The organism is Ruegeria sp. YTSA226 (assembly GCF_059609905.1).
Map to the genome: position 1 here is coordinate 43,138 of NZ_JBXWMQ010000005.1, position 23,414 is coordinate 66,551.

The 23,414-nt window shown below is 57.0% G+C and carries 23 protein-coding genes; 18 read left to right on the top strand and 5 right to left on the bottom strand.

The annotated features are described in order from the left end of the window. Positions 1-31 precede the first annotated feature (31 nt). The 12 genes from AC2FFF_RS09285 (at position 32) to AC2FFF_RS09340 (ending at position 11,870) form a co-directional block, all read left to right on the top strand. Positions 32-538: a TRAP transporter small permease gene (locus AC2FFF_RS09285; RefSeq protein ID WP_142639883.1), complete on the top strand. Its 507-nt coding sequence runs from the start codon at positions 32-34 to the stop codon at positions 536-538. Further along, a complete protein-coding gene (locus AC2FFF_RS09290; RefSeq protein ID WP_142639881.1) occupies positions 535-1,887 on the top strand; it encodes a TRAP transporter large permease in 1,353 nt (450 codons plus the stop codon). Before AC2FFF_RS09285 ends, AC2FFF_RS09290 begins: the two co-directional genes overlap by 4 nt. Next, positions 1,887-3,074, top strand: coding sequence for a cytochrome P450 (locus AC2FFF_RS09295; RefSeq protein WP_281972858.1), 1,188 nt, complete (start codon positions 1,887-1,889; stop codon positions 3,072-3,074). Before AC2FFF_RS09290 ends, AC2FFF_RS09295 begins: the two co-directional genes overlap by 1 nt. 106 nt (positions 3,075-3,180) lie before the next feature. After that, positions 3,181-5,211 carry a phenylacetic acid degradation bifunctional protein PaaZ gene (gene paaZ, locus AC2FFF_RS09300; RefSeq protein WP_142639877.1) on the top strand — a complete coding sequence of 677 codons (2,031 nt, stop codon included), beginning with the start codon at positions 3,181-3,183 and terminating at the stop codon, positions 5,209-5,211. A 49-nt stretch (positions 5,212-5,260) separates the two neighbouring features. Beyond that, positions 5,261-6,076: a PaaX family transcriptional regulator C-terminal domain-containing protein gene (locus AC2FFF_RS09305; protein WP_496882923.1), complete on the top strand. Its 816-nt coding sequence runs from the start codon at positions 5,261-5,263 to the stop codon at positions 6,074-6,076. 203 nt (positions 6,077-6,279) lie between these two features. Next, the gene (pcaF, locus tag AC2FFF_RS09310; protein ID WP_496882924.1) at positions 6,280-7,482 is read left to right on the top strand and encodes a 3-oxoadipyl-CoA thiolase; all 1,203 of its coding nucleotides are present in this window, start codon (positions 6,280-6,282) and stop codon (positions 7,480-7,482) included. A 15-nt stretch (positions 7,483-7,497) separates the two neighbouring features. After that, positions 7,498-8,475, top strand: a complete 978-nt coding sequence (paaA, locus tag AC2FFF_RS09315) for a 1,2-phenylacetyl-CoA epoxidase subunit PaaA (protein ID WP_281972861.1) — start codon at positions 7,498-7,500, stop codon at positions 8,473-8,475. 23 nt (positions 8,476-8,498) lie between these two features. Then, positions 8,499-8,783 carry a 1,2-phenylacetyl-CoA epoxidase subunit PaaB gene (gene paaB, locus AC2FFF_RS09320; RefSeq protein WP_142639870.1) on the top strand — a complete coding sequence of 95 codons (285 nt, stop codon included), beginning with the start codon at positions 8,499-8,501 and terminating at the stop codon, positions 8,781-8,783. Beyond that, positions 8,783-9,541, top strand: a complete 759-nt coding sequence (gene paaC / locus AC2FFF_RS09325; RefSeq protein WP_281972862.1) for a 1,2-phenylacetyl-CoA epoxidase subunit PaaC — start codon at positions 8,783-8,785, stop codon at positions 9,539-9,541. Before paaB ends, paaC begins: the two co-directional genes overlap by 1 nt. A 5-nt stretch (positions 9,542-9,546) precedes the next feature. Continuing rightward, positions 9,547-10,008, top strand: a complete 462-nt coding sequence (gene paaD / locus AC2FFF_RS09330; RefSeq protein WP_142639942.1) for a 1,2-phenylacetyl-CoA epoxidase subunit PaaD — start codon at positions 9,547-9,549, stop codon at positions 10,006-10,008. A gap of 13 nt (positions 10,009-10,021) precedes the next feature. Further along, positions 10,022-11,095, top strand: a complete 1,074-nt coding sequence (locus AC2FFF_RS09335) for a 2Fe-2S iron-sulfur cluster-binding protein (protein WP_271949052.1) — start codon at positions 10,022-10,024, stop codon at positions 11,093-11,095. A gap of 13 nt (positions 11,096-11,108) precedes the next feature. After that, a complete protein-coding gene (locus AC2FFF_RS09340) occupies positions 11,109-11,870 on the top strand; it encodes a Phenylacetic acid catabolic protein (protein ID WP_271949049.1) in 762 nt (253 codons plus the stop codon). A gap of 33 nt (positions 11,871-11,903) precedes the next feature. On the opposite strand, the gene AC2FFF_RS09345 is transcribed toward AC2FFF_RS09340, so the two are convergent. From AC2FFF_RS09345 to AC2FFF_RS09360, 4 genes are all read right to left on the bottom strand, one after another. Next, positions 11,904-12,644, bottom strand: coding sequence for a maleate cis-trans isomerase family protein (locus tag AC2FFF_RS09345; RefSeq protein WP_142639862.1), 741 nt, complete (start codon positions 12,642-12,644; stop codon positions 11,904-11,906). 8 nt (positions 12,645-12,652) lie between these two features. After that, a complete protein-coding gene (locus tag AC2FFF_RS09350) occupies positions 12,653-13,816 on the bottom strand; it encodes a M24 family metallopeptidase (protein WP_281972863.1) in 1,164 nt (387 codons plus the stop codon). Further along, complete coding sequence (locus AC2FFF_RS09355) at positions 13,813-14,967, bottom strand: amidohydrolase (protein ID WP_281972864.1); 1,155 nt, start codon at positions 14,965-14,967, stop codon at positions 13,813-13,815. The genes AC2FFF_RS09350 and AC2FFF_RS09355 overlap by 4 nt, the downstream gene beginning before the upstream one ends. A gap of 105 nt (positions 14,968-15,072) precedes the next feature. Next, a complete protein-coding gene (locus AC2FFF_RS09360) occupies positions 15,073-15,537 on the bottom strand; it encodes an Lrp/AsnC family transcriptional regulator (RefSeq protein WP_271949042.1) in 465 nt (154 codons plus the stop codon). Between the two features lie 101 nt (positions 15,538-15,638). Between AC2FFF_RS09360 and AC2FFF_RS09365 the strand changes: the two genes are divergently transcribed. The 4 genes from AC2FFF_RS09365 (at position 15,639) to AC2FFF_RS09380 (ending at position 19,762) form a co-directional block, all read left to right on the top strand. Continuing rightward, positions 15,639-16,712, top strand: coding sequence for a pyridoxal-phosphate dependent enzyme (locus AC2FFF_RS09365; RefSeq protein ID WP_282027209.1), 1,074 nt, complete (start codon positions 15,639-15,641; stop codon positions 16,710-16,712). 23 nt (positions 16,713-16,735) lie between these two features. Beyond that, a complete protein-coding gene (locus tag AC2FFF_RS09370) occupies positions 16,736-17,788 on the top strand; it encodes a TRAP transporter substrate-binding protein (RefSeq protein ID WP_271949037.1) in 1,053 nt (350 codons plus the stop codon). Between the two features lie 92 nt (positions 17,789-17,880). Beyond that, on the top strand, positions 17,881-18,417 hold the full coding sequence (locus AC2FFF_RS09375; RefSeq protein ID WP_271949035.1) for a TRAP transporter small permease: 537 nt from the start codon (positions 17,881-17,883) through the stop codon (positions 18,415-18,417). Positions 18,418-18,478: 61 nt separating this feature from the next. Continuing rightward, entirely contained in the window at positions 18,479-19,762 is a 1,284-nt protein-coding gene (locus AC2FFF_RS09380; protein ID WP_425595593.1) for a TRAP transporter large permease, read from the top strand. Positions 19,763-19,821: 59 nt separating this feature from the next. Here AC2FFF_RS09380 and AC2FFF_RS09385 read toward each other — a convergent pair whose 3' ends face one another. Beyond that, positions 19,822-21,126, bottom strand: coding sequence for a UDP-glucose dehydrogenase family protein (locus AC2FFF_RS09385; RefSeq protein WP_142639848.1), 1,305 nt, complete (start codon positions 21,124-21,126; stop codon positions 19,822-19,824). A 160-nt stretch (positions 21,127-21,286) separates the two neighbouring features. Here AC2FFF_RS09385 and gmd point away from each other — a divergent pair, with 160 nt between their 5' ends. Together gmd and fcl are read left to right on the top strand one after the other, a co-directional pair. Next, on the top strand, positions 21,287-22,411 hold the full coding sequence (gene gmd / locus AC2FFF_RS09390; RefSeq protein WP_142639846.1) for a GDP-mannose 4,6-dehydratase: 1,125 nt from the start codon (positions 21,287-21,289) through the stop codon (positions 22,409-22,411). A 10-nt stretch (positions 22,412-22,421) separates the two neighbouring features. Further along, on the top strand, positions 22,422-23,399 hold the full coding sequence (fcl, locus tag AC2FFF_RS09395; protein ID WP_281972867.1) for a GDP-L-fucose synthase: 978 nt from the start codon (positions 22,422-22,424) through the stop codon (positions 23,397-23,399). Positions 23,400-23,414: the final 15 nt, after the last annotated feature.

A 23,414-nucleotide genomic window follows, 5' to 3' on the forward strand; every position in this document is an offset into this window, starting at 1 on the left:
GCCAGCCATATTCACCAGCCGGGACCCAATCATGCAATCTCTCGTGACTTTTGCGCGTCGCGTCAGCATCGCTCCGACGCTGCTGGCCTGTATAGCGCTGTTCATCCTGATGGTGATGACCTTTTTTGACGTCATAGTGCGGTCTGTCTTCAACGCCCCGATTGAGGCAGCGACTGAGCTGACACGTATTCTCATGGCGATCATGGTGTTTTCGGTTCTGCCGATGATCTCAGCCGGAAAGGGTCAGATCGCCGTCGACCTGACGGACGGAGTATTTTCCCGCTTGCGGCTGAGCCGAGCGCGTGACGCTGTTGTATATATTGTGTCGGGCGTGATGCTCATCTGGCCGATCAAACGCGTCTGGATTCTTGCCGAGCGCGCACGGGACTATGGCGATGTGACTGAATACCTGTCGATCCCGGTATTCTATGTCGGCTGGTTCATCGCCGGGTTCACTGCGATCACGGCCATGGCGATGATTGTCACGGGCCTGATTACTATCTTCTCCCCCCAATCCTTGTCGGAGACCTCTCAATGACCGCCGCACTTATCGGTTTTGCCCTTGTTCTGGTGCTTGTACTGGTGCGTCTGCCTATCGTCTTCGCGATGGGTCTGGTTGGTACGCTTGGGTTCGCCTACGAACGTGGCGGCAGCATCTTTTCGGAGCGCGGCTTGAAGGCGGCGATGTCGATGGTGGGTCGCCAGATCACCGATACGGCACAGGATTACGGATTGTCGGTGGTGCCTCTGTTCATCCTGATGGGCCTGTTCGTGAACAAAGGCGGGCTCGCGCGCGAGCTTTATGCGGTATCCAATGCATTTCTCGGCCATTTCCGGGGCGGCATCGCCATGGCGACTGTCGCGGCCTGCGGCGGGTTCTCGGCAATTTGCGGGTCGTCTCTGGCGACAGCGGCCACCATGTCCAAGGTCGCGATGCCGGAAATGCGCCGGTATGGTTATGCGGATGAGCTTTCGACTGCGTCGATTGCAGCGGGTGGCACGCTTGGCATCCTGATCCCGCCCTCGGTGATCCTGGTCATTTATGGCCTGCTGACGGAAACCTCGATTGGCAAACTGTTTGTTGCGGGCATTATCCCCGGTGTGCTTGGCATTCTTTTTTATCTTCTCGCGGTGCGCTGGACCGTCTGGCGCAAACCAGAGGCGGGACCGGCAGGCGAACGCTACGGTTGGGTCGAGCGCCTGAGGGCCTTGCGCTCGGTCTGGGCCGTGTTGCTGCTGTTCTTTCTGGTCATTGGCGGGCTTTATGGTGCCTTCGATTTTCAACCGCTGAACCTGACCTTCAGCCCGACCGAGGCGGCAGGGATGGGGGCCATGGGCGCCTTTTTGATTGCCTTGTCGCGCGGCGGGCTTAGCCTGGGTTCAACATTCGAGGTTTTGAAGGAAACCACCGCGACCGCTGCGGCCCTGTTCTCGGTCCTGATCGGGGCGCAGATATTTTCGAACTTCATCAACCTCGCCGGTTTGCCAGAAGCGCTGATCGCCATGGTCACAGCGTATGACGTTGCGCCCTTTGTGGTGATCCTGATGATCCTTGGCATCTACATCATTTTGGGGTGTGTTTTTGAATCCCTGTCGATGCTACTGCTGACCGTGCCGATCTTTTTTCCTCTGGTCACATCGCTGGGATATGACCCGATCTGGTTCGGCATTGTTGTGGTCGTCGTCACCGAAATCAGCCTGATCACCCCGCCCGTGGGGCTGAACGTGTTCATTCTGAAGGGTGTGGTCGGGGATGTGTCGACTGGGACGATCTTCAGAGGGGTAACTCCGTTCTGGATCGCAGATATCTTTCGGCTGGCCCTGATCGTTCTGGTGCCCTGGCTTGTGCTGGTTCTGCCGGAACAGATGGGGGCGATGGGCCACTGATGTTTGCGCTGACCAAGCTGCCTGACGGGTTCCACGATGATCCCTATCCTACCTATAGGGCGCTGCGTGAAGATACGCCCGTCTGCCTGCAACCCGATGGGTCGGTGATCCTGTCACGACATCAGGATCTGGACATCATCTATCGGGACACAACGCGGTTCATTTCGGACAAGAAGGCCGTGTTTGGCCCCAAATACGGGGTGGATAGCCCATTGTTTGAACATCACACCACCAGTCTTGTGTTCAATGATCCGCCCCTGCACTCGCGTGTCCGCAAGGTGATGGTGGGCGCGATGAACCCGCGCGCTTTGGCGCAGATGGAGCCGGGTCTGATCGAACTTGTCGACGGGCTGTTGGATCAAATGCAGGCCAAGGGCACAGTTGAGTTGATCGAGGATTTTGCCGGGGCGATCCCGATCGAGATCATCGGCAACCTGCTGGGCATCCCTCGGTCCGAGCGCGAGCCGTTGCGTGAGTGGTCCTTGGCCATTCTCGGGGCGTTGGAACCGCAGCTGACGCCCGAGCAGGAAGATTGGGGCAACCGCGCAGTCCGCGAGTTCAAAGCCTTTCTGCGCGATATCATCGACGACCGCAGGGCCGATCCGCGCAACCCGGAGACCGATGTTTTGACCCGGTTGATACAGGATGACACCGAGGGTGGCCTGACCGAAGTTGAACTGTACCAGAACTGCATCTTCATTCTAAATGCCGGGCATGAGACCACGACAAACCTGATAGGCAACGCTTTGGATCTGTTGGACCGCCACAGGGATAAGCGGACCGAGCTGTTGGTTAATCCAGACCTGATTTCCACCGCAGTGGACGAGTTTCTGCGTCTGGAAAGCCCGAACCAGTTCGGCAATCGCCTGACCACTGAAGAGGTGGAATTTCATGGACATGTCATTCCAGCAGGAACCGATCTGCATCTTTGCATCGGCGCGGCCAACCGCGATCCGCGACAATTTGATTTCCCCGATGACATGATGTTGGATCGCCGTCCCAACAAGCACCACGCGTTTGCGGGCGGGCCGCATACTTGCGTTGGTTTGACCTTGGCCCGGATGGAAGGTCGGGTTGCCGTTAGCCGGTTTTTGAACCGGTTCCCTGATTACCAGATCACGGAAAGTGCTCAGCGTGGGGGGCGTATCCGGTTTCGGGGGTTCGCCCACCTGCCCGCGCAGGTTTGAACTAGCCGCGCTGCTTGTTCTGAAATTTATTGACCGACCGTACGGTTAATAATAAGATACCGCAAATGCCCCGCGCGCTAGCCCTGCCGCGAGTAAGGAGAGACCTATGACGATCCAACAGATTTCCAGTTTTGCTGCGGGCGAGTGGATTGCGCCGGGGGCAGGTGCCCGCAACATCGCAAGCGCGGTGACGGGAGAGGTGATCGCAACAGCCGGAAACAACGCCTTGGACGTTCAGGGAATGCTGGATCATGCGCGCAATGTTGGTGGTCCTGCGCTGCGCAAGATGACGTTTCACCAGCGGGCCAAGATGCTCAAGGCGCTGTCTGTTCATCTGGGCAAGCACAAGCAGGCGATGTACGATCTGTCCTTCAATACCGGCGCAACCCAGGCGGATCATCTGATCGACATTGACGGCGGTATTGGCACGATGTTCGTCTTTGCCTCAAAAGGGCGGCGCGAGATGCCGGACGGGCATGTCTATCTCGACGGCGAGGTCGAGCAGCTTTCGCGCAATGGCACCTTTCTGGGGCAACATATCTGCACCCCGTTGAAAGGTGTTGCGATCCATATCAACGCTTTCAACTTTCCGGTCTGGGGCATGCTGGAAAAGCTGGCTCCGACTCTTCTGGCGGGGGTTCCGGCTATCGTCAAACCGGCCACAAATTCCTGCTATGTGACCGAGCTGTGCGTTCGGCTGATGCTCGAGTCGGGCATATTGCCCAACGGTGCATTGCAACTGGTGTCAGGCGGGCTGGGCGACATGCTCGATCGCCTGACCATGCAGGATGTGGTCAGCTTTACAGGCTCGGCGGATACGGCGCTGAAGCTGCGCGCGAACCCCGTAATCCTGGAGAATTCGGTCCGGTTCGTGGCGGAACAGGACAGCTTGAACTGCTCGGTCCTGGGTCCTGATGCTGCGCCGGGAACGCCCGAATTCGATCTGTTCGTCAAAGAGGTTCAGCGCGAGATGACCACCAAAGCGGGTCAGAAATGCACTGCCATCCGCAGGATCATCGCGCCCGAGCCGCATGTGCAGGCCGTTATTGAGGCGCTGTCCGCGCGTTTGGCAAAGACCACCATTGGGGATCCGAAACTGGAAACCACCCGAATGGGTGCGCTGGTCTCGGCCAGTCAGAAGCGCGATGTTTTGGAGAAGGCCGCGATTATTGGGCACGAGGCCGAGTGCGTCTTTGGCAATCCGGACGACTTCGTGGTCGATGGGGCCGATGCAGATAAGGGCGCCTTTCTGCCACCGATGCTGTTCCATTGCAGCGATCCCGATGCCGCGCAACGTGTGCATGATACCGAAGCCTTTGGTCCCGTCAGTACAATCATGGGCTATCGCGATGCCGACCACGCGATTGAGCTGGCGAACCGAGGGCAGGGGTCTCTGGTGGCCTCAGTCATCACACATGATGCTGATGTTGCCCGCAAATTTGTTATGGGGGCAGGGGCCTATCATGGGCGGCTCTATTTCAACAACCGAGACTCGATGAAAGAATCCACAGGCCATGGCTCTCCTTTGCCGCATATGGTCCATGGCGGTCCCGGCCGTGCTGGCGGTGGCGAGGAAATGGGCGGTGTGCGCGGTGTGATGCATTATATGCAACGTACGGCGATTCAAGGATCGCCGGACATATTGACAGCTATTGGCGAGAGATGGGTGCCGGGTGCAGCCGAGGTCAGTGCGCCAGCCCATCCATTTACACGCCGCTATCACGATCTGGCCATTGGTGAGACGATCCACACCGCACCGCGGACCGTGACCATGGAAGACATTGAACATTTCGCCGAATTCACCGGCGACACCTTCTATGCCCATATGGATCAGGCCGCAGCTGAGCGTAACCCGTTCTTTCCGGGCCGGGTCGCGCATGGATATCTTTTGCTGTCTTTCGCGGCGGGTCTTTTTGTGGAACCGAACGAGGGGCCGGTCCTGGCCAATACTGGGCTCGATAACCTGCGCTTTATGAAACCGGTAGAGGCAGGCGACAGCATCAAGGTGCGCCTGACGGTCAAAAAGAAAACCCGCCGCAATGATGAATATGGCGAGGTGCGCTGGCATGTCACCCTGACCCAACAGGATGATGAGCCTGTGGCCGAATATGAGCTGCTGACCATGGTGGCCTACTAAGATTCTTGGGCCGGATGGTAATTCGATCTGGCCCGATTATACTTGCCGTATGAAAGATTCAGCCCCTGATTGGTTTGAAACCTGCGTTAGCCATCTGACCTCTGAGGGTACGCAACGGGTGTGGTCAGTGCTGGTGACGATATTCGGTGATCTGGCGCAGGAAGAAACAGATCAGATAAGTGGTGCGGTGATCACCGCACTGACCAGCCTTGCCGGGATCAAGGCCGAAGCCACGCGTGTTGCCCTGCATCGGCTGCGCAAGGATGGCTGGATTGAAAGCACCCGCAAAGGGCGCAGCAGCTTTCACCGCCTGACCGCGTTTGGCCGTCATCAGAGTGTGACCGCCGCACCGCGTATCTATGCCAAGGAAGCGCCGGAACCCGGCCTCTGGCATGTACTTATCGCCAGCAATTCGGACTCATCGCGCAAAGAATTGGCTGACCTGATGCTGACTGGGGACTACATCTCTCTCAATCCCGCAACGTCGATGGCTCCGGGTCAGGTTCCGGCGGGTCTTGAAGAGCTGATGGGCGTGGAAAGCAGCGCTATCTCTGTTCCTGGCTGGCTTCGGGATCTCTGCGGGCCAGAGGCGTTGAAAACCGCCTATGATCAGTTCTTGAGATCGACACAGATCATCGGCCAAGAGATGCCGCCCGAGGGGGCGGGCGACCCGATGAAGACGGCCATTCTGCGTGTCCTGATCGTGCATAATTGGCGCCGTATTGTTCTGCGCCATCCCGCCTTTCCTGCAGCGTTTCTGCCCGTTGACTGGAAAGGCCCTGCATGCCGGGCGGCTGTATCTCAGTTGTTGGAAAAACTGCCGCGCCCGGATTTAACATCCTTGGAAGCCGAGCTGGACAGCTAGGTTTTCTTTAGCGTCACCTATCTGATCCGCCCGATGCTGGTCATTCGGCGATCATTGCAGGCGTTTCTCTCGCGCTAAATGTTACATAAAAACTAAAAAAGTAAAAGAACTCGTAACATAAAGCTTGCCTCGAATCGATGGACGCCCTAAAAACCGACCATGCGGTCAATGATACGGATCAGCACCTACAGGAGAATTAAGTGATGGACGCATTCATTTGCGACGCGACGCGCACTCCGATTGGGCGATATGGGGGGGCTTTGTCGTCAGTCAGGACAGATGATCTGGCCGCGATTCCATTGGCCGCCCTGAAAGAGCGCAACCCGCAGGTTGATTGGGCCAGCGTTGATGATGTGATCTATGGCGATGCAAATCAGGCGGGTGAAAGCAACCGCAATGTGGCGCGGATGGCGGCCTTGTTGGCTGGATTGCCGGTTGATGTGCCCGGAACAACAGTGAACCGATTGTGCGCCAGTGGAATGGATGCGGTTGGAATGGCGGCGCGGGGCATCAAGGCGGGCGATTATGATCTGGCTGTGGCCGGCGGCGTCGAAAGCATGTCGCGGGCGCCCTTTGTGATGCCCAAGGCGACCTCGGCCTTTACCCGCAGCAATGCGGTCTATGACACCACAATCGGTTGGCGCTTTGTGAACCCGAAGATGAAACAGGCCTATGGCATCGACTCGATGCCGCAAACGGCCGACAATGTGGCCGAAGACTTTGGTATCAGCCGCGATGACCAAGATGCTTTTGCGGCGCGCAGTCAGGCCCGATGGGCCGCCGCGCACGAGGCAGGTCTGTTCCGGGATGAAATCACCCCGGTCACGATCCCGCAACGCAAGGGCGATCCGATCATTGTCGATACGGATGAACATCCGCGCCCGGATGTGACCGTGGACAAACTGTCCGGTCTTAAAGGTGTCAACGGGCCGGATAAGATGGTGACCGCTGGCAACGCCTCGGGCGTCAATGACGGCGCTGCGGCCATTTTGATGGCCAATGAGGCGGCAGCGTCAAAGAACGGCCTGACCCCGATGGCCCGGGTCGTGGGCATGTCTGTCGCAGGGGTTGAGCCGCGTGTCATGGGCATTGGCCCGGTTCCGGCTAGCCGCAAAGTTTTGGCTCGCGCCGGGCTGAGCATCGAGCAAATGGACGTGATAGAGTTGAATGAGGCCTTCGCGTCACAGGGTCTGGCGACACTGCGCGAACTGAGCCTGCCAGACGACGCGCCGCAGGTGAACCCGAATGGGGGCGCGATTGCCATTGGCCACCCGTTGGGCATGTCCGGCGCAAGGTTGGTTATGACCGCGGCCTATCAGTTGCGGCGCACGGGCGGGCGATACGCGCTGTGCACCATGTGTGTCGGCGTCGGTCAGGGCGCAGCGCTTATTCTTGAACGCGTATAGGGGAGATGACGGGACATGTATGCTCAGATGGTTAAGTCCGAGGCGACACAGGAAGATCCTGCAAAGCTCGCTGCCTTTCAGGCGCGCATCGACGCTGACGAAAAGATCGAACCTAAGGATTGGATGCCCGAAGGCTATCGCAAGACGCTGATCCGCCAGATCGGCCAGCACGCCCATTCCGAAATCGTTGGGCAACTGCCCGAGGCGAACTGGATCACGCGGGCACCCACACTGGAACGCAAGGCGATCCTGTTGGCAAAAGTTCAGGACGAGGCCGGGCATGGTCTCTACCTTTACTGCGCCGCCGAAACACTGGGTGTCAGCCGGGATGAGATCACCGAAATGCTGCTGGACGGGCGCATGAAATACTCGTCCATCTTCAACTATCCCACCCTGAACTGGGCTGATGTTGGTGCCGTTGGCTGGCTGGTGGATGGCGCCGCGATCATGAACCAGGTGCCGTTGCAGCGCACGTCTTACGGTCCCTATTCACGCGCCATGATCCGCATCTGCAAAGAAGAGAGCTTTCATCAGCGTCAGGGCTATGACGCCATCCGCAAGATGGCCGAAGGCACGCCGGAACAGAAACGAATGGCGCAGGACGCTTTGAACCGCTTTTGGTACCCATCGCTGATGATGTTTGGACCGTCCGACAAGGACTCGGTGCATTCGACGCAGTCGATGAAATGGAAGATCAAGATGAACACCAATGACGAGCTGCGTCAGAAATTCGTCGATCAGACTGTGCCTCAGGCCGAGTATCTGGGCCTGACCATCCCTGACCCAAAGCTGAATTGGAACGACGATCGCGGCCATTATGATTTCTCAGAACCTGACTGGTCCGAGTTCTTCGATGTCATCAGTGGCAATGGCCCCTGCAACACCGACCGGCTGGCCGCCCGAAACCAAGCCTGGGACGACGGCAAATGGGTGCGCGACGGGCTGATGGCCCATGCCGAAAAGAAACGCTCTGGCACAGTGGCTGCCGAATAAGTCGACCCTGAGGAGGAAACCCGATGAAAAACGAATGGCCCCTGTGGGAAGTCTTTATCCGCGGTCAGCATGGTATGAGCCACCGTCACGTCGGCTCGTTGCATGCCCCTGACGCGGAGATGGCCATCAAGAACGCGCGCGATGTCTATACCCGCCGCAATGAAGGTGTGTCGATCTGGGTGGTCGAGGCGAATAATATCTCGGCCTCCTCGCCCAGCGACAAGGGCCCATTATACGAGCCCAGCGAAAGCAAGGTCTATCGTCACCCGACCTTTTTCGACATCCCCGATGAAGTGGGGGCCATGTGATGGACCGGGACACGGCATTTGTACAATTCCTTCTACGGATGGGCGACAACGATCTGATCCTTGGCCATCGCGTCAGTGAATGGTGCGGCCATGCGCCGGTGCTGGAAGAGGATATCGCGCTGGCCAACACGGCCCTGGACCTGATCGGGCAAACCCAGATGTGGTTGGGTCTGGCGGGGGAAATCCAAGGCGGCAAAACCGCTGACGATCTGGCCTTCCTTCGCGATGCCTGGGATTTCCGCAATGTGCTGCTGGTCGAGGTTCCCAATGGGGATTTTGGCCGGACCCTGATGCGCCAGTTCCTGTTCGATGCATGGCATTCCATCATGCTGGGACGCTTGCTCAACTCTAGGGATGACCGTGTCGCGGCCATTGCCGCGAAAGCCAGTAAAGAGGTGGCATATCACCTGGAACGCTCGGGCGACACGGTGGTTGGTCTGGGGGACGGAACAGCGGAAAGCCACGCCCGGATGCAGTCGGCTCTGGACTACCTGTGGCCGTATGTAGGCGAGATGTTCACCAGCGACGAAGTTGACGCCGAGATGGTCGCGGCGGGCATTGCGCCGAACCCCGCGGATCTGAGCGCGGAGTTTGACGCTTTGGTGCAGCGGATCCTGTCCGAGGCGACCTTGACGATCCCGGAAGGCGCGTTTGCCCATAAAGGTGGGCGTGACGGGCGGATGCATACGGAACATCTGGGTCATCTGTTGACACAGATGCAGTGGCTGCAACGCGCCTATCCCGAAGCAAGCTGGTAACGCCGATGGATCGGGCATCGACCAAACAAATCTGGGAATGGCTGGATGCTGTTCCTGACCCTGAAATTCCGGTGATTTCAGTGGTCGATCTTGGCATTGTGCGCGATGTGCAGTGGCAGGACGAGACGTTGAAGGTGACGGTCACTCCAACCTATTCCGGCTGTCCGGCAACATCCATTATCAGCCTGGATATCGAAACCGCCTTGCACGATCGCGGGATCAGTGACGTGCAGATCGAAACCAGCATCGCCCCGGCCTGGACCACCGACTGGCTCAGCGAAAAGGGCCGCGCCCGGTTGGAGGACTATGGCATTGCCCCACCGCAACCGGCGGGCGGCCCGGATCGCTGCCCGCGCTGCGGTAGCAAAGCGGTCGAGAAGGTCAGCCAGTTCGGTTCGACCCCTTGCAAGGCGCATTGGCGATGCACCGACTGCCTGGAACCATTTGACTATTTCAAGTGCATCTGAGGAGGACCACCGGATGGCACGTTTCCACGACCTGAAAGTCACAGATATCCACAAAACCATTCGCGATGCGGTGGTGGTGACACTGGAACCTGTGAACGGCGCTGCAGATCAGTTCGATTTCACCGCCGGTCAATATCTGACATTTCGTCGCGAATTTGAGGGCGAAGAACTGCGCCGGTCCTACTCGATCTGCGCGGGCAAGGATGAAGGCGTGCTGCAGGTTGGCATCAAACGTGTTGAAGGCGGCGCCTTTTCCGGATGGGCGAATACTGAACTGAATGTCGGCGACATCGTCGAGGCAATGCCGCCGATGGGCAGCTTTCATACTCCGATAGATGCGGGTGCGGAAAAGCAATATCTGGGCTTTGCAGGGGGCTCGGGGATTACGCCGGTGCTGTCGATCCTCAAAACGACCCTCGCACAGGAACCGCAATCACGCTTTACCCTTATCTATGCCAATAAGGGCATCAACACGATCATGTTCCGCGAGGATCTCGAAGACCTCAAGAACCTCTATATGGGTCGCCTCAACGTGATCCACGTTCTTGAGACGGATTCACAAGAGATCGAGCTGTTCACCGGTTTGGTGACCCAGGAAAAATGCGCGCAGCTGTTCAAACATTGGGTCGATATCGACCATGTCGACACCGCATTTATCTGCGGCCCGGAACCGATGATGCTGGGCATTGCCGCCGCATTGCGCGAGCACGGTCTGGATGACAGCCAGATCAAGTTCGAGCTGTTCGCCAGCGCTCAGCCCGGACGGGCCAAGGCTAAGCCAATTTCGGCAGAAACGGGTACGCAGGGCAATCAGAGCAGTGCGTCGATCACGCTGGATGGATCCACCCAGACCGTGACCATACCCAAGGACCAATCCATTCTTGAGGCGGCCCTGGCAAACGCTATGGATGCCCCGTTTGCCTGCAAGGCGGGTGTCTGTTCGACCTGCCGCTGCAAGGTGCTTGAGGGTGAGGTCGAGATGCTCGCCAATCACGCGCTGGAAGATTACGAAGTGGAAAAAGGCTATGTGCTAAGCTGCCAGGCCTATCCGGTAACAGACCGCGTGGTCGTCGATTACGACCGGTAGAAAGGGGGCAGATATGTCCGATTCAATGACACTCGACAGCTATCTGGCCGCAGGCGGTGTTCTGACCAACCCATCGAACGTGCCGCCTCGCTATCGGGCCGAGCTGATGAAGCTGATGGCGACATTTGTTGACAGCGAACTGGCTGGGGCTGCCGGGTTTGCCGACATCATCAATCAGGGGCCGGGGATCAAGGAACGGATCGCCGCCGCAAAGATCGTGCTGGAAAAGTCAGACCACGCAAATTGTGTTCTCAGCATCATGGGCGAATTTGGCGCAGATACCGAACGCTATGCCAATCACCATCCTTGGACCATGCGCTTGTCGCGGGATGCGGATATCGGGGCCACCCGGTCCGAGCATGACATGCGTCTGGCGGTGTTCAACTATCCGCTGTCCGGCTGGACAGACGCTGTGGTCATGAACCTGCTGATGAGCCGCGCGGTGGCCGAACAACTGGCCGAGTATTCCACCATCTCGTATCAGCCTCTGGCCGAAGCCTTCCGATCCATCGCCCCGGTCGAGGCACATCATGGCGAGCTGGCGTTGGAAGGGGCGGTCAAACTGATCGAGAACGGTGCGGCGGACGACATGCAGAACTCGGTCACTTACTGGTGGCCTCGGGTTGCGGTGTCCTTCGGCGGCGATGACCCGAAACGGTTCGAGCTGTTGAAATCAATGGGCCTGCGTCGCAACACAAACAGCGCATTGCAGGACCGTTGGGGCCAGACAATGGCTGCAACTCTGGCAACGCTTGGCCTCAAATCGCCTGCTTGAACGAAAGCGCCCTAGGCGGACACCCTTCTCGCTCTATCCAAAGAGCCGTCCGAACTGAGGGTTGAGGTCCTCAATGCCGGCCAATCGAAGCATATGCCAGGCAAGCGCCTGATTACTGGAAATGACTGGAATCCCGATCTTTTCTTCTGCCTGAACAATGACGTCAAGGCATCGCAGATTCGTGCAAGAGACAATGACAGCATCGCAGGGCGCTTGAGCCGCGACCTTTTCAATAGCGTCAAGGATCGACCCTTCTGTGATCCGCGCAACAACGCGATCATTTCCTTCCTCGAACGACCCGAAACCTGCGATTTCGAAACCGGCCTGTTCCAGCTTTGTGCGCATCCCAGCGGAAACTTCGGGAATATAGGGGGTGACGAAGCCCAATCGTCGGGCTCCTAAATGCTGACCGGCAGCGATGATTGCCGCCAACGGATCTGTCACACGTGCATCCGGGCAGACCGTCTTTATCACCTTGGCCACATTCTCGGACCCGATCACGGTCGAGGCCGAGGTACAGCCAAATCCGATTGCATCAAAGCTGAGCGATGGTGGCAAAAGCCGTGCCGTCGCAGGCAAGTCCTGTTCCATCCGTGCCAATGTGTCGGGTCGGATTTCGGGCACCATCGGAATCCGGCTGTGATAGAGCGCGACACCAGCTAGGCACATGATCCGAGAGAATTCGTTCTCTAACGTCTCGTCAGTCTCAAGAACAATCACACCCAGATTGGCGCGGGTGCCAATGCCTTCGTCTGTTTCGAAATCAAGCTTCATGATTGGCCTCAGATGATTGGTAGTTCAGGCGCGGCGCGTTTGGTCAAAAGCTCCGCCCCACTTGCACGTATGACGATGTTCTCTTCGTGCACCATGACCCGACCGTCGCCATAGCCAAGCGATGGTTCAAGGGTCAGTACCATATTTTCGGCGATCTCGGTTGTATCCCAACTGGTGTGCGAGGGCCATTCGGTCAGCTGCATGCCAAGCCCATGACCCAGCCTGCCGACGTCACCACCCTGATCGTCGAGCTCCGTGATCACCTTCTGCATCGCTTGAAACAATTCTCGGCAAGTCGCTCCGGGGCGAGCTGCGGCCATCCCGGCCTCAGTCGCGCGCCAAAGAACATCATATGCATGGCGTGAGGCGTCATCGGCGCGGCCAATGGCCCAATTCCGATCGAAGTCGCAAAAATACCCGTCCCAGTTGGAACCGGTGTCGAGCATCAGCACATCGCCGCGCGCCAGTGGTCGGCGGGACGGGGGCGAGATGACGTCGTGATAGCCGCCCGTATCCGCACCGCCGACCAAATACGGAACATCATCAGCACCCTGCGCCAGCCCTTCGCGCCGAAAGGAGCGGAACACATCCTCAAGCGGCTGCCCTTCGCGGGCGATTTCGGGCACCCGCTCAAATGTGCGCGACCCGATGGCGCAGATATAGGTGAGTTTTTCGATCTCGGCCTCGGATTTCACCATTCGCAAGCCTCGGACGATCTCGGTCGCGTCAGTGATCTTTAGCCCATTCAGGCCCGCCAACAGCCGCTCATAATCGCCAAGCGGCATCCGCAAATGGGTTTCGTGCCCCTTCATCAATCCAACGGTTTCACCACGGCTGGCATGTGGCGCCAGCAGATCGGTCAACAGCCCGATACCGTCATCCTTTGGTGCAGGTGCGCCCCAGGTGCGGATATCTGTGACCCAGGTTCGCCGCATAAGGTCTGCGCCGATCTCAGGGATGATTGCGATGGGCTTACCGGTTGCCGGGATGAACAGGAACCATGGGCGAGTCGGGCTTTGCCAAAACAGCGTGTGGAACCCGCTGAAATAGCGCACATCCGGTTCAGTTGTCAGCAATATGCCCGCCATACCGGTTTCGGCCATCTTTGTCTGGGCCGCTGCGGTACGCGTTGCGAATTCTTGTTGGTCAAAACCACGTCGTGGGGCGTTCATGACTCTTGATCCTTTCGCGGGGGCAACCGGTCCTGAACCAATCGGGTCCAGAATTCAGCTCCGATCGGCAGCAGTTCATCATTGAAATCATAGTCAGAAGCATGGAGCGGTTGGCCATGCGGCCCGGCCTCGCCATTGCCCAGCAACAGGAAACATCCCGGCACGGCGGCCGAAAACTGGGCGAAATCCTCAGAAAAACTCATCGGTGCCCGATCTTTGATCAGGTCACAACCGGCGGCTTCGGCTGCGCGATATACCGCAAGGGCCGGGGTGGCGGCGTTGATGGTCTCGACGAACTGCGTATCAAAGCTGACCGATGCTTGAATGCCATGTGCTGCCGCAATCCCTTCGGTGATCTGACGCATGAAACCTTCGATGGCGTTGCGGTCCTCGGGCGATCTGGCGCGAAAATCTCCTTTGAGAGTGGCGTTGCCCGGCAAGACATTTCGCTGGCCGTCCGTCAGGAATTCGGTCACGGAAACTACCGCGCCAGAGGCGGGCGCAAGCTTTCGTGCCACCACGGTCTGCAATGCCACCACAATCTCGGACCCTACGGTAATTGCATCAACGCCGGTTTGTGGCATCGAGGCATGACCGCCCTGGCCTTTAACCGTGATCTCGAACAGGGTTTCACTGTTACAGATAATACCGGCGCGGGTCGAAATCTGACCGGTTGGAGCGCCTGGCAAATTGTGGATTGCATAGATTTCTTCGACCGGAAATTGTTCTAGCACACCGTCGTCGATCATCGCGCGCGCGCCCAGGCCGTGCTCTTCGTTTGGCTGGAATAGAAAAACAACCGTACCGTCAAAGGTAGGTTCTTTCGCCAGACGCTCTGCCGCCCCAAGCAGCATGGTTGTATGACCATCGTGGCCACAAGCATGCATCACACCGGGTGAGGTCGAGACATAGTCATGGGACGAGGTTTCGGTGATTGGAAGCGCATCCATGTCAGCACGCAGGCCAATGGCTTTGTTGCCACCGCCGGATCGAAGCACACCGACAACGCCTGCGCCTTCGTGCACTTCGATCCCAAGGGCGCGCAGCCGTTCAGCGACAACCGACTTGGTTCGCTTCTCTTGAAAGCCCAGTTCCGGGTGCCTGTGCAAATCCCGCCGAAGCGCGATCATACGGTTTTCTAAATCGCTCATTTCTTCATCCGCGTGTGAGTTGCATCGGTTCTACAGGATAGGGCTGCGTGTTTCGCATCAAATTTCCGACCCTAAAGCAGAAAAAATTGCACAAAAGCGCCAAGTTCAGATCGGAAGTTCCAGACCAATCTTTGTACGGTCCATCGCGACGGATGTGCGAAATCTGCGGACGTTCGAGTTATCGAAAAACAAGCGATGGGTCAGGTCCTCGAAATCCTCCATGTCCTGTGCGACGCAGATAAGAACAAAGTCGGCATCACCGGTCACATAATAGCATTGCTGAACTTGCGGCTCGTTCCTGGCGCGTTTGCGGAACAGATCGAGTTGCTGAAGCGATTCCCGGTCAAGTTCGACCAGAACGATGAAGGTCATCTTATAATCAAAGCGCGACGGGTTGAGCACCGCGACCTCTTTCAGGATCAGCCCGGAATCTCGCAACCGCTTGAGCCGCCGCTGCACCGAGGGAACTGAAAGACTGCATTCTTGCGCCAGCTGTTCCAGCCCGATTCGACAATCCCTTTGCAGGGTTCTGAGGATTATCGTGTCTGCATCATCAAGTTGTTGGTTCATGAAAAATCCTCGCGATGGAAGAGGCAGGTTTGAAACATATTATCGAGATTAGGGTCAAATACGATAAATAGAAATAGGTCGGTCATGCACAATCTCTGCACATGGAAAAAGCGGATGAAAAATACATGATAGCGACCGACGACCTAAGCTTCGCCCCGGATTTCGTCCGTGCGCAGGAGTTTTTTCAGGGGCAAGAGACCTATGCTGTATCGCCGCTGATTGAAATCACGGGGCCGGATGGTCAGAGCATTCTGGCCAAGAACGAGACAGAGCGTATGGGGCTTGGCGCCTTCAAAGCTTTGGGGGCACCCTATGCGGTTGCACGCCTTCTCGAGGATGCATGGCACGAGAATACCGGTGAAACGCTCTCCCTCACGCGGATGAAGGATGCCGATTTTCGAGAATTCGCATCTGGCCACACATTCGTCTGCGCAAGTGCAGGCAACCACGGAATGGGCGTTGCGGCTGGGGCGCGGGCGATGGGTGCAAAGGCGCGAATTCATTTGGCGCAGACCGTACCGCAAGGGTTCGGCGACCGTCTTAGAACCTTCGGTGCCGAGGTTGTCCGTTCGGGCGATGTTTATGACGAAAGCGTCGCCGCCGCTATTGCTGACGCCAAAACCACCGGTGCCACGCTTTTGGCCGACGGAACCTGGCCTGGCTACACCGAGATACCGAAACTGGTGATGGAGGGCTATTGCGTCATCGCCGAAGAGTTGCGCGCGCGGTTCGAGGCCTCGGGGCAGTGGCCTACGCATGTCTATCTGCAGGCCGGTGTCGGTGGGTTGGCCGCTGCAATGTCGCATATGATCCGTCTGAACTGGGCGGAACAGCCTGAACTGATCGTTGTCGAACCCGGCGCTGCGTCCTGTTTGCGGGCCAGTCACTTGGCCGGACGGGCCACCCGCAGCGATGGGCCGGATTCGAATATGGGTCGGCTTGACTGCAAGGCACCGTCGATCGTGGCCTGGGATGTGCTCGAGCGCTGCGGCGTGAGCTACGAAACCCTTTCCGAAGAAGAAGGCCAGGCAGCCGCAGAAGCTGTCACAGCACTTGGAATCGCGACCACGCCGTCAGGCGCGGCCGGTTACGGCGCCCTGTGCAAGAGAACCAACCAACAGGCGAGGACGCAGGAATTACGTCCTCTTGTCATCATCTCAGAAGGGCTCGCATGAGCGGGCAAGAAAGGACTAACAGAATGACATCCATTTTTAGCAAGCTGATAACCTCGGCGGTTTTCGCGGCAGGTCTGTCGACTGCTGCCTTTGCGGACACCTGGAAATTCGCCTCGGAAGAGGACAAAGGCGACGTACAGGATATCTTTGCACAGGCCTTCGCCGAAAGTGTCAAAGAGCAGTCCGATGGCGACATCAAAGTGCGTATCTACTACTACGGTCAGTTGGGTACCGAGAACGATATTGTCGAGCTGACATCTAAGGGTACGGTCCAGTTCGTATCGGTGGGCACCGGTCACCTGGGGTCTTATGTGCCCGAGGCGCAGGTTCTTGATCTGCCCTATGTTCTGGGCGGTGATATCGACGTGATCCGCGAAGTTCTGACCACCAGCCCGACCATCTATGAAGACCTCAGCGAGAAATTCGAGAAGGTGAACCTCAAGCTGCTCACTATGATCTCGGAAGGCGACATGGCCTGGGGTGCCAACAAGGCGATCCGCAGCCCGGCGGATTTTGAAGGCCAGAAAATCCGTACCTTCACTTCGACCATTCCGGTGGAAACCTTCAAGGCGTTTGGCGCCAACCCGACGCCTTTGTCCTGGGGCGAGGTCTATGGCGCGCTGCAGTTGAAGACCGTCGATGGCATGGTGAACCCGATCTATTTCATCTACAACGCCAAGTGGCATGAGGTTCAGGATTACCTGATCTTCCCGGGCCAGCTTCCTTACGTCGGCACCGTTTCCACCAACAGTGAATGGTTCAACGGTCTGCCCGCGGATCAGCAAGAGATGGTCAAGAACGCCATCGCCAAGGGCGAGCAGGCTGCGCATGATTATCAGATCAAGATCAATCTGGAAAACATGGACAAGATCAAGGCCGAGCGCCCCGATCTGCAGGTCATCGTCTTGACTGAGGACGAGCGCGCTGTCTTTGAAGCCCAAAGCGCCACATTGCACGAAACATTCTTCGATGTGGTCGAAAACGCCTATGACGACGCCGAGAAACCTGCGGCCCGCGCGCAAGCCCAGAAGATCCTCGACGGCCTGCTTAACGAGGTGAGTAATGCGTCGCAATAAAAGCTGACATCACTGAAAGGCGCGGCGTCTCATTCAGACGTCGCGTCTTTCATTTACGGAACGCTGACTGGCGGGCCGAGGGAGGGAAAATCATGAAAAGCGCATTGGTCGCTCTGAGTAGGGGCACCGAGTTCATCGAGAAATTCGTTATCATTCTGGCCATATTGTTGATGATGGTGAATTCGACCGCAAACGCTATTGGCCGCTACGCCTTTGGCAAAAGCCTGTTCTTCTCGGAAGAGCTGAACCAGTTTTTGATTGTCAGCGTGACCTTTTTTGGATTTGCCTATGCGGTTCGGAAAGGTCGAAACATTCGGATGACGGCGGTTTATGACACGCTGTCCCGTCGATCCAAGAAGGTGATCCTGACGCTGATTTCGATCACGACCAGCATGCTGCTGGCCTTTTTGGCCTACAAGTCCGTGTTCTACGTGCTTGAGATCAAAGAGCTGAACCGTCTGAGCCCGGCGCTGCAGTTTCCGGTCTATATCATCTACTCGGTGATCCCGGTCGGCCTGTTTATGGCCAGCCTGCAATATCTGATCGCATTCATCATGAATGTCACTCATGTCGGCATCTGGCACTCGTACGAGGTCGAGGACAATGATGCAGTGGATGTAGGAGTCTGAGATGCCCGGATTCCTTGATTTCCTTGGCGATGTCATAGCTGGTGAGCTGGATATCTATGTCATCACCTTTGCTCTGGTCGCGGCGATGGTGGTTCTGCTGTTCCTCAGCTACCCGATGGTTGTTCCGCTAGCGGTTGCCACGCTGATTGGCCTTGTTCATTTCTCGCAAAGCGATACTGGCGTCATCATCCAGCAGATGGTCACTGGCATTTCGCCAAACGCGCTGATCGCTGTGCCGATGTTCATATTCGCCGCCGATATCATGGCGAGAGGTCATACGGCCAACAATCTGCTGGGGCTGATCGAAGCCTTTGTCGGTCACCGCCGGGCCGGATTGCCGATCACGGCCTGCATCAGTTGCACATTGTTCGGCTCGGTTTCGGGTTCGACTCAGGCGACCGTGGTTTCGATTGGTCAGATCATGCGGCCAAAGCTGCTGAAGGCCGGTTACAAGGACAGTTTTGTCATGGCGTTGATCATCAATGCCAGCGACATCGCCTTCCTTATCCCTCCAAGCATCGGGATGATCCTGTACGGCACGCTGGCCAATACCAGCGTGGGCGAGCTGTTCATTGCAGGAATTGGTCCGGGCGTTGTTCTGGCGCTGATGTTTTCGGTCTATTGCTATTTCTACAGCGTCCTGCAGGGCGATCTGATCGCGCGGGTGCCAAAGAAATCAGGTGCCGAGCGGCGCGCAGCGTTTCGCAAGGCCATACTGCCGCTTGGTTTCCCGGTCCTGATCGTCGGCGGTATCTACACCGGCGCAGTGACCCCGACCGAAGCAGCCTCGTTTTCGGTGCTTTATGCGCTGATCGTCGAATGCGTGATTTATAGGGAACTGAAACTCAACGACGTTTTGGATTCCGCTCTCAGCACAGGATTGATTACGGCGGTTGTGTTCATCCTTGTCGGGATCGGTCAGGCGTTTTCCTGGTATATTTCCTTCGAACAGATTCCACAGGGCCTGTTAGAGCCGCTGAACCTGGAAGGCGCGTCGCAGGAATACATCCTGTTCATCATAGCGCTGTGCTTCTTCGTGGGATGTATGTTCGTCGACTCGCTGGTCGTGCTTGTCATCCTTACGCCAATCTTCGTTCCGATCGTGGATGCCTCGGGGATTGATCCGGTTCTTGTCGGGGTTATGGTGACGCTGCAGATGGCCATCGGATCAGCAACACCGCCGTTTGGCTGCGATATCTTCACCGCAATCGCGATTTTCAACAGACCTTATCTTGAGGTGATCCGGGGCACTTTGCCGTTCTTCGCGATCCTGGCGCTGATGACGGCTATGCTGATCTACTTCCCAGGTATCGCGCTGTTCCTCAGGGATCTGGCGGCGTTTTGACAAAATGAATGACGGATGGCCGGTTGTTTTGAATCGGCCATCCAAACTTGATCCGAAGATCAGCGCCCAATACCGACGTAACTATCGAAGCCGGATTTCTTGACGGCGGGTTCGGAATAGATATTGCGCAGATCGACCATTCGGGGGGATTTCATCGTGCCAGCTAGTTCGCTCAGATTGAGCGCACGGAACTCGTTCCATTCGGTCAACAGCACAACGACATCCGCATCAGCAGCAGCAGCATAGGGGTCTTCGCACCATTCGACGCCGGGCAGCAGGGCCTCACCTTCGGAACGCCCCTGAGGGTCGACAACCCGCACCGTTGCCCCACCACCGATCAGTGCAGGCACGATAGTTAACGAGGGCGCATCACGCATATCGTCGGTATTGGGTTTGAAGGTCACGCCCAGAACAGCGATCGTTTTTCCATTGAAACTGTCGTCGCAGACATCTCGGATTTTCTGGATCATCCGTTTCTTGACCTCGTCATTCACCCGGATGACGGTTTCGGTGATCTGCATCGGGTGGGCATGTTCCTGACCGATCCGGGCCAAAGCGGCGGTGTCTTTTGGAAAGCACGATCCGCCATATCCCGGACCTGCATGTAGGAATTTATTGCCAATGCGCCCATCCAGACCGATGCCTCGGGCGACCTCTTTCACGTCGCCGCCAACACGTTCGCACAGGCCTGCGATCTCATTTATAAAGGTGATCTTGGTCGCAAGAAACGCGTTAGCGGCGTATTTGATCATCTCTGCGCTTTCCAGATCAGTGGTCAGGATCGGGAAGTCCCGCAGGTAAAGCGGGCGGTATATTTCCGCCATTACATCGGCGGCGCGGTCTGATTCAACGCCGACAACCACACGATCCGGGCGCATGAAATCATCAATGGCGGCCCCTTCGCGCAGGAATTCAGGGTTCGAGGCGACGTCGAATTCGGCCTTCGGGTTGGCGGCAGAAATGACCTGATGCACCTTGCGATTGGTGCCAACTGGAACGGTCGATTTGGTTACCACCACAGTGTAGCCCGTAATCGCATGCGCAATTTCTTCTGCGGCGGCCATCACATAAGTCAGATCGGCGTGACCGTCCCCGCGACGTGTGGGCGTGCCCACGGCAATAAAAACAGCATCCGCACCATCCACTGCTGCGGCCAGGTCCGTGGAAAAGCTGAGCCGACCAGCGGCTACGTTTTTGGCCATCAGGACGTCAAGCCCGGGCTCATATATCGGGACTTCGCCAGCCTGCAGCATCTCAATTTTCTGTTCGGCCTTGTCGACGCAAATGACATCATGGCCGAAATCGGAAAAACATACCCCGGACACCAAACCTACATAGCCGGTTCCGATCATCGCAATACGCATACTAAAATACCCTTCTTAACAAATACCGCCTTTGGCGCGCACACATTCGAAGAAAGTTCCGCCGGTTTCAATGCCTGTCAGCGTGCTTGGGTTGCATTCCGGGGATTCTTGCTGTTTTTGGGTCGGCAATCATACACATTTGTTTTCGTAGGGCGGAACTATGACAAAAACGGCATTAATCACCGGGATTACCGGACAAGACGGATCGTATCTGGCCGAGTTTTTGTTGGAAAAAGGTTATGAAGTTCACGGCATTAAGCGCCGCGCGTCCTCATTCAACACGCAACGCATCGACCACATCTATCAAGACCCACACGTTCCCAATCCCAAACTGCACCTGCACTATGGTGATCTGAGCGATACGTCTAACCTGACGCGAATCATTCGCGAAGTGCAGCCGGACGAGGTCTATAACCTTGGCGCACAGTCCCATGTGGCCGTCAGTTTTGAATCCCCGGAATACACTGCGGATGTGGATGCCATTGGTACTTTGCGTTTGCTGGAAGCGATACGTTTTCTCGGGCTCGAGAAAAAGACACGCTTCTATCAGGCCTCGACCTCGGAACTCTACGGTCTGGTGCAAGAAACTCCGCAACGCGAAACCACCCCGTTCCACCCAAGGTCACCTTATGCGGTTGCCAAACTCTATTCTTACTGGATCACGGTTAATTACCGTGAGGCCTATGGCATGTATGCCTGTAACGGGATCCTGTTTAACCACGAAAGCCCGCGCCGGGGCGAAACTTTTGTTACCCGCAAGATCACACGCGGTTTGGCAAATATTGCGCAAGGACTGGAAAGTTGCCTGTACATGGGCAATATCGACAGTCTGCGGGATTGGGGCCACGCGAAGGACTATGTGCGGATGCAATGGCTGATGCTGCAGCAGGACAATCCTGAGGATTTCGTGATTGCGACCGGGGTTCAGTATTCGGTACGACAGTTCATTGAATGGTCGGCAGCCGAGCTTGGCGTTTCACTGGAATTCACCGGGTCAGGCGTTGACGAAACCGCGACTGTCGTTTCGATCGAGGGGGACAAAGCCCCGGGATTGAAACCCGGTGACGTCGTAATGCGGATAGACCCACAATATTTTCGCCCGGCCGAGGTCGAAACCCTTCTGGGCGATCCCTCAAACGCCAAGAACAAACTGGGTTGGGTACCAGAACTGACCGTGCAGGAAATGTGCGCTGAGATGGTGACCGAAGACCTGAAGACGGCCAAACGTCACGCGCTTTTGAAAGAGCACGGGTTTGAGCTGCCAATGAGCCTGGAAAACGGCTGAGGAGGCCCTCATGCGTAAGATCTATGTTGCCGGGCATCGTGGTATGGTTGGCGGCGCAATCCTGCGCCGTTTGCAAAACCGCAAGGACGAAGGCGAAGAGCTGGAGTTGATCACGCGCAGGCATTCCGAACTGGATCTAACCGACCAATCCGCCGTGCGTGATTTTATGCAGACTGAGCGTCCGGATATGGTGATCCTAGCCGCGGCCAAGGTCGGTGGGATTCACGCAAATAACACGTACCCCGCAGATTTCATTTACGAAAACCTGATGATTGAATGCAACGTGATCCATCAGGCTTTTGCAGCGGGGGTAAAGCATTTGCTGCAGTTGGGTAGTTCGTGCATTTACCCACGGGCTGTCCCTCAGCCCATGCGTGAAGACGCTTTGCTGACCGGCGTGCTGGAACCCACCAACGAACCCTATGCGGTTGCGAAGATCGCCGGGATCAAGCTGTGCGAAAGCTATAATCGCCAACATGGTGTCGATTACCGGTCGGTTATGCCGACCAATCTTTACGGACCCGGAGACAATTTTCACCCCGAAAACAGCCATGTCCTGCCGGCCCTGATCCGCAGATTCCACGAGGCACAACGCGACGGGCTGGAAGAAGTGGTGATCTGGGGCACAGGAAAACCGCGGCGCGAGTTTTTGCATGTCGATGATATGGCCGAGGCGTCCTTGTTTGTGCTCGACTTACCGCGCGATATCTACGACGCGAATACCCAGCCGATGCTGAGCCATATCAATGTGGGATGCGGCGAAGATATCTCAATCGCTGAGCTGGCGGCCCTAGTGGCCGGAACAACCGGATTCACGGGTAAGATCACTCAGGATGTCAGCAAGCCTGACGGGACACTGCGCAAGTTGATGGATGTGTCCCGACTGGCAGATATGGGGTGGCGCGCACGCGTTGGACTCGAAGATGGTATCCGCGAGACCTATGCGTGGTTTCTGGAGCAGGCAGACACCGATTTGCGCGCCAAATGACCGCCTGGGCATAGC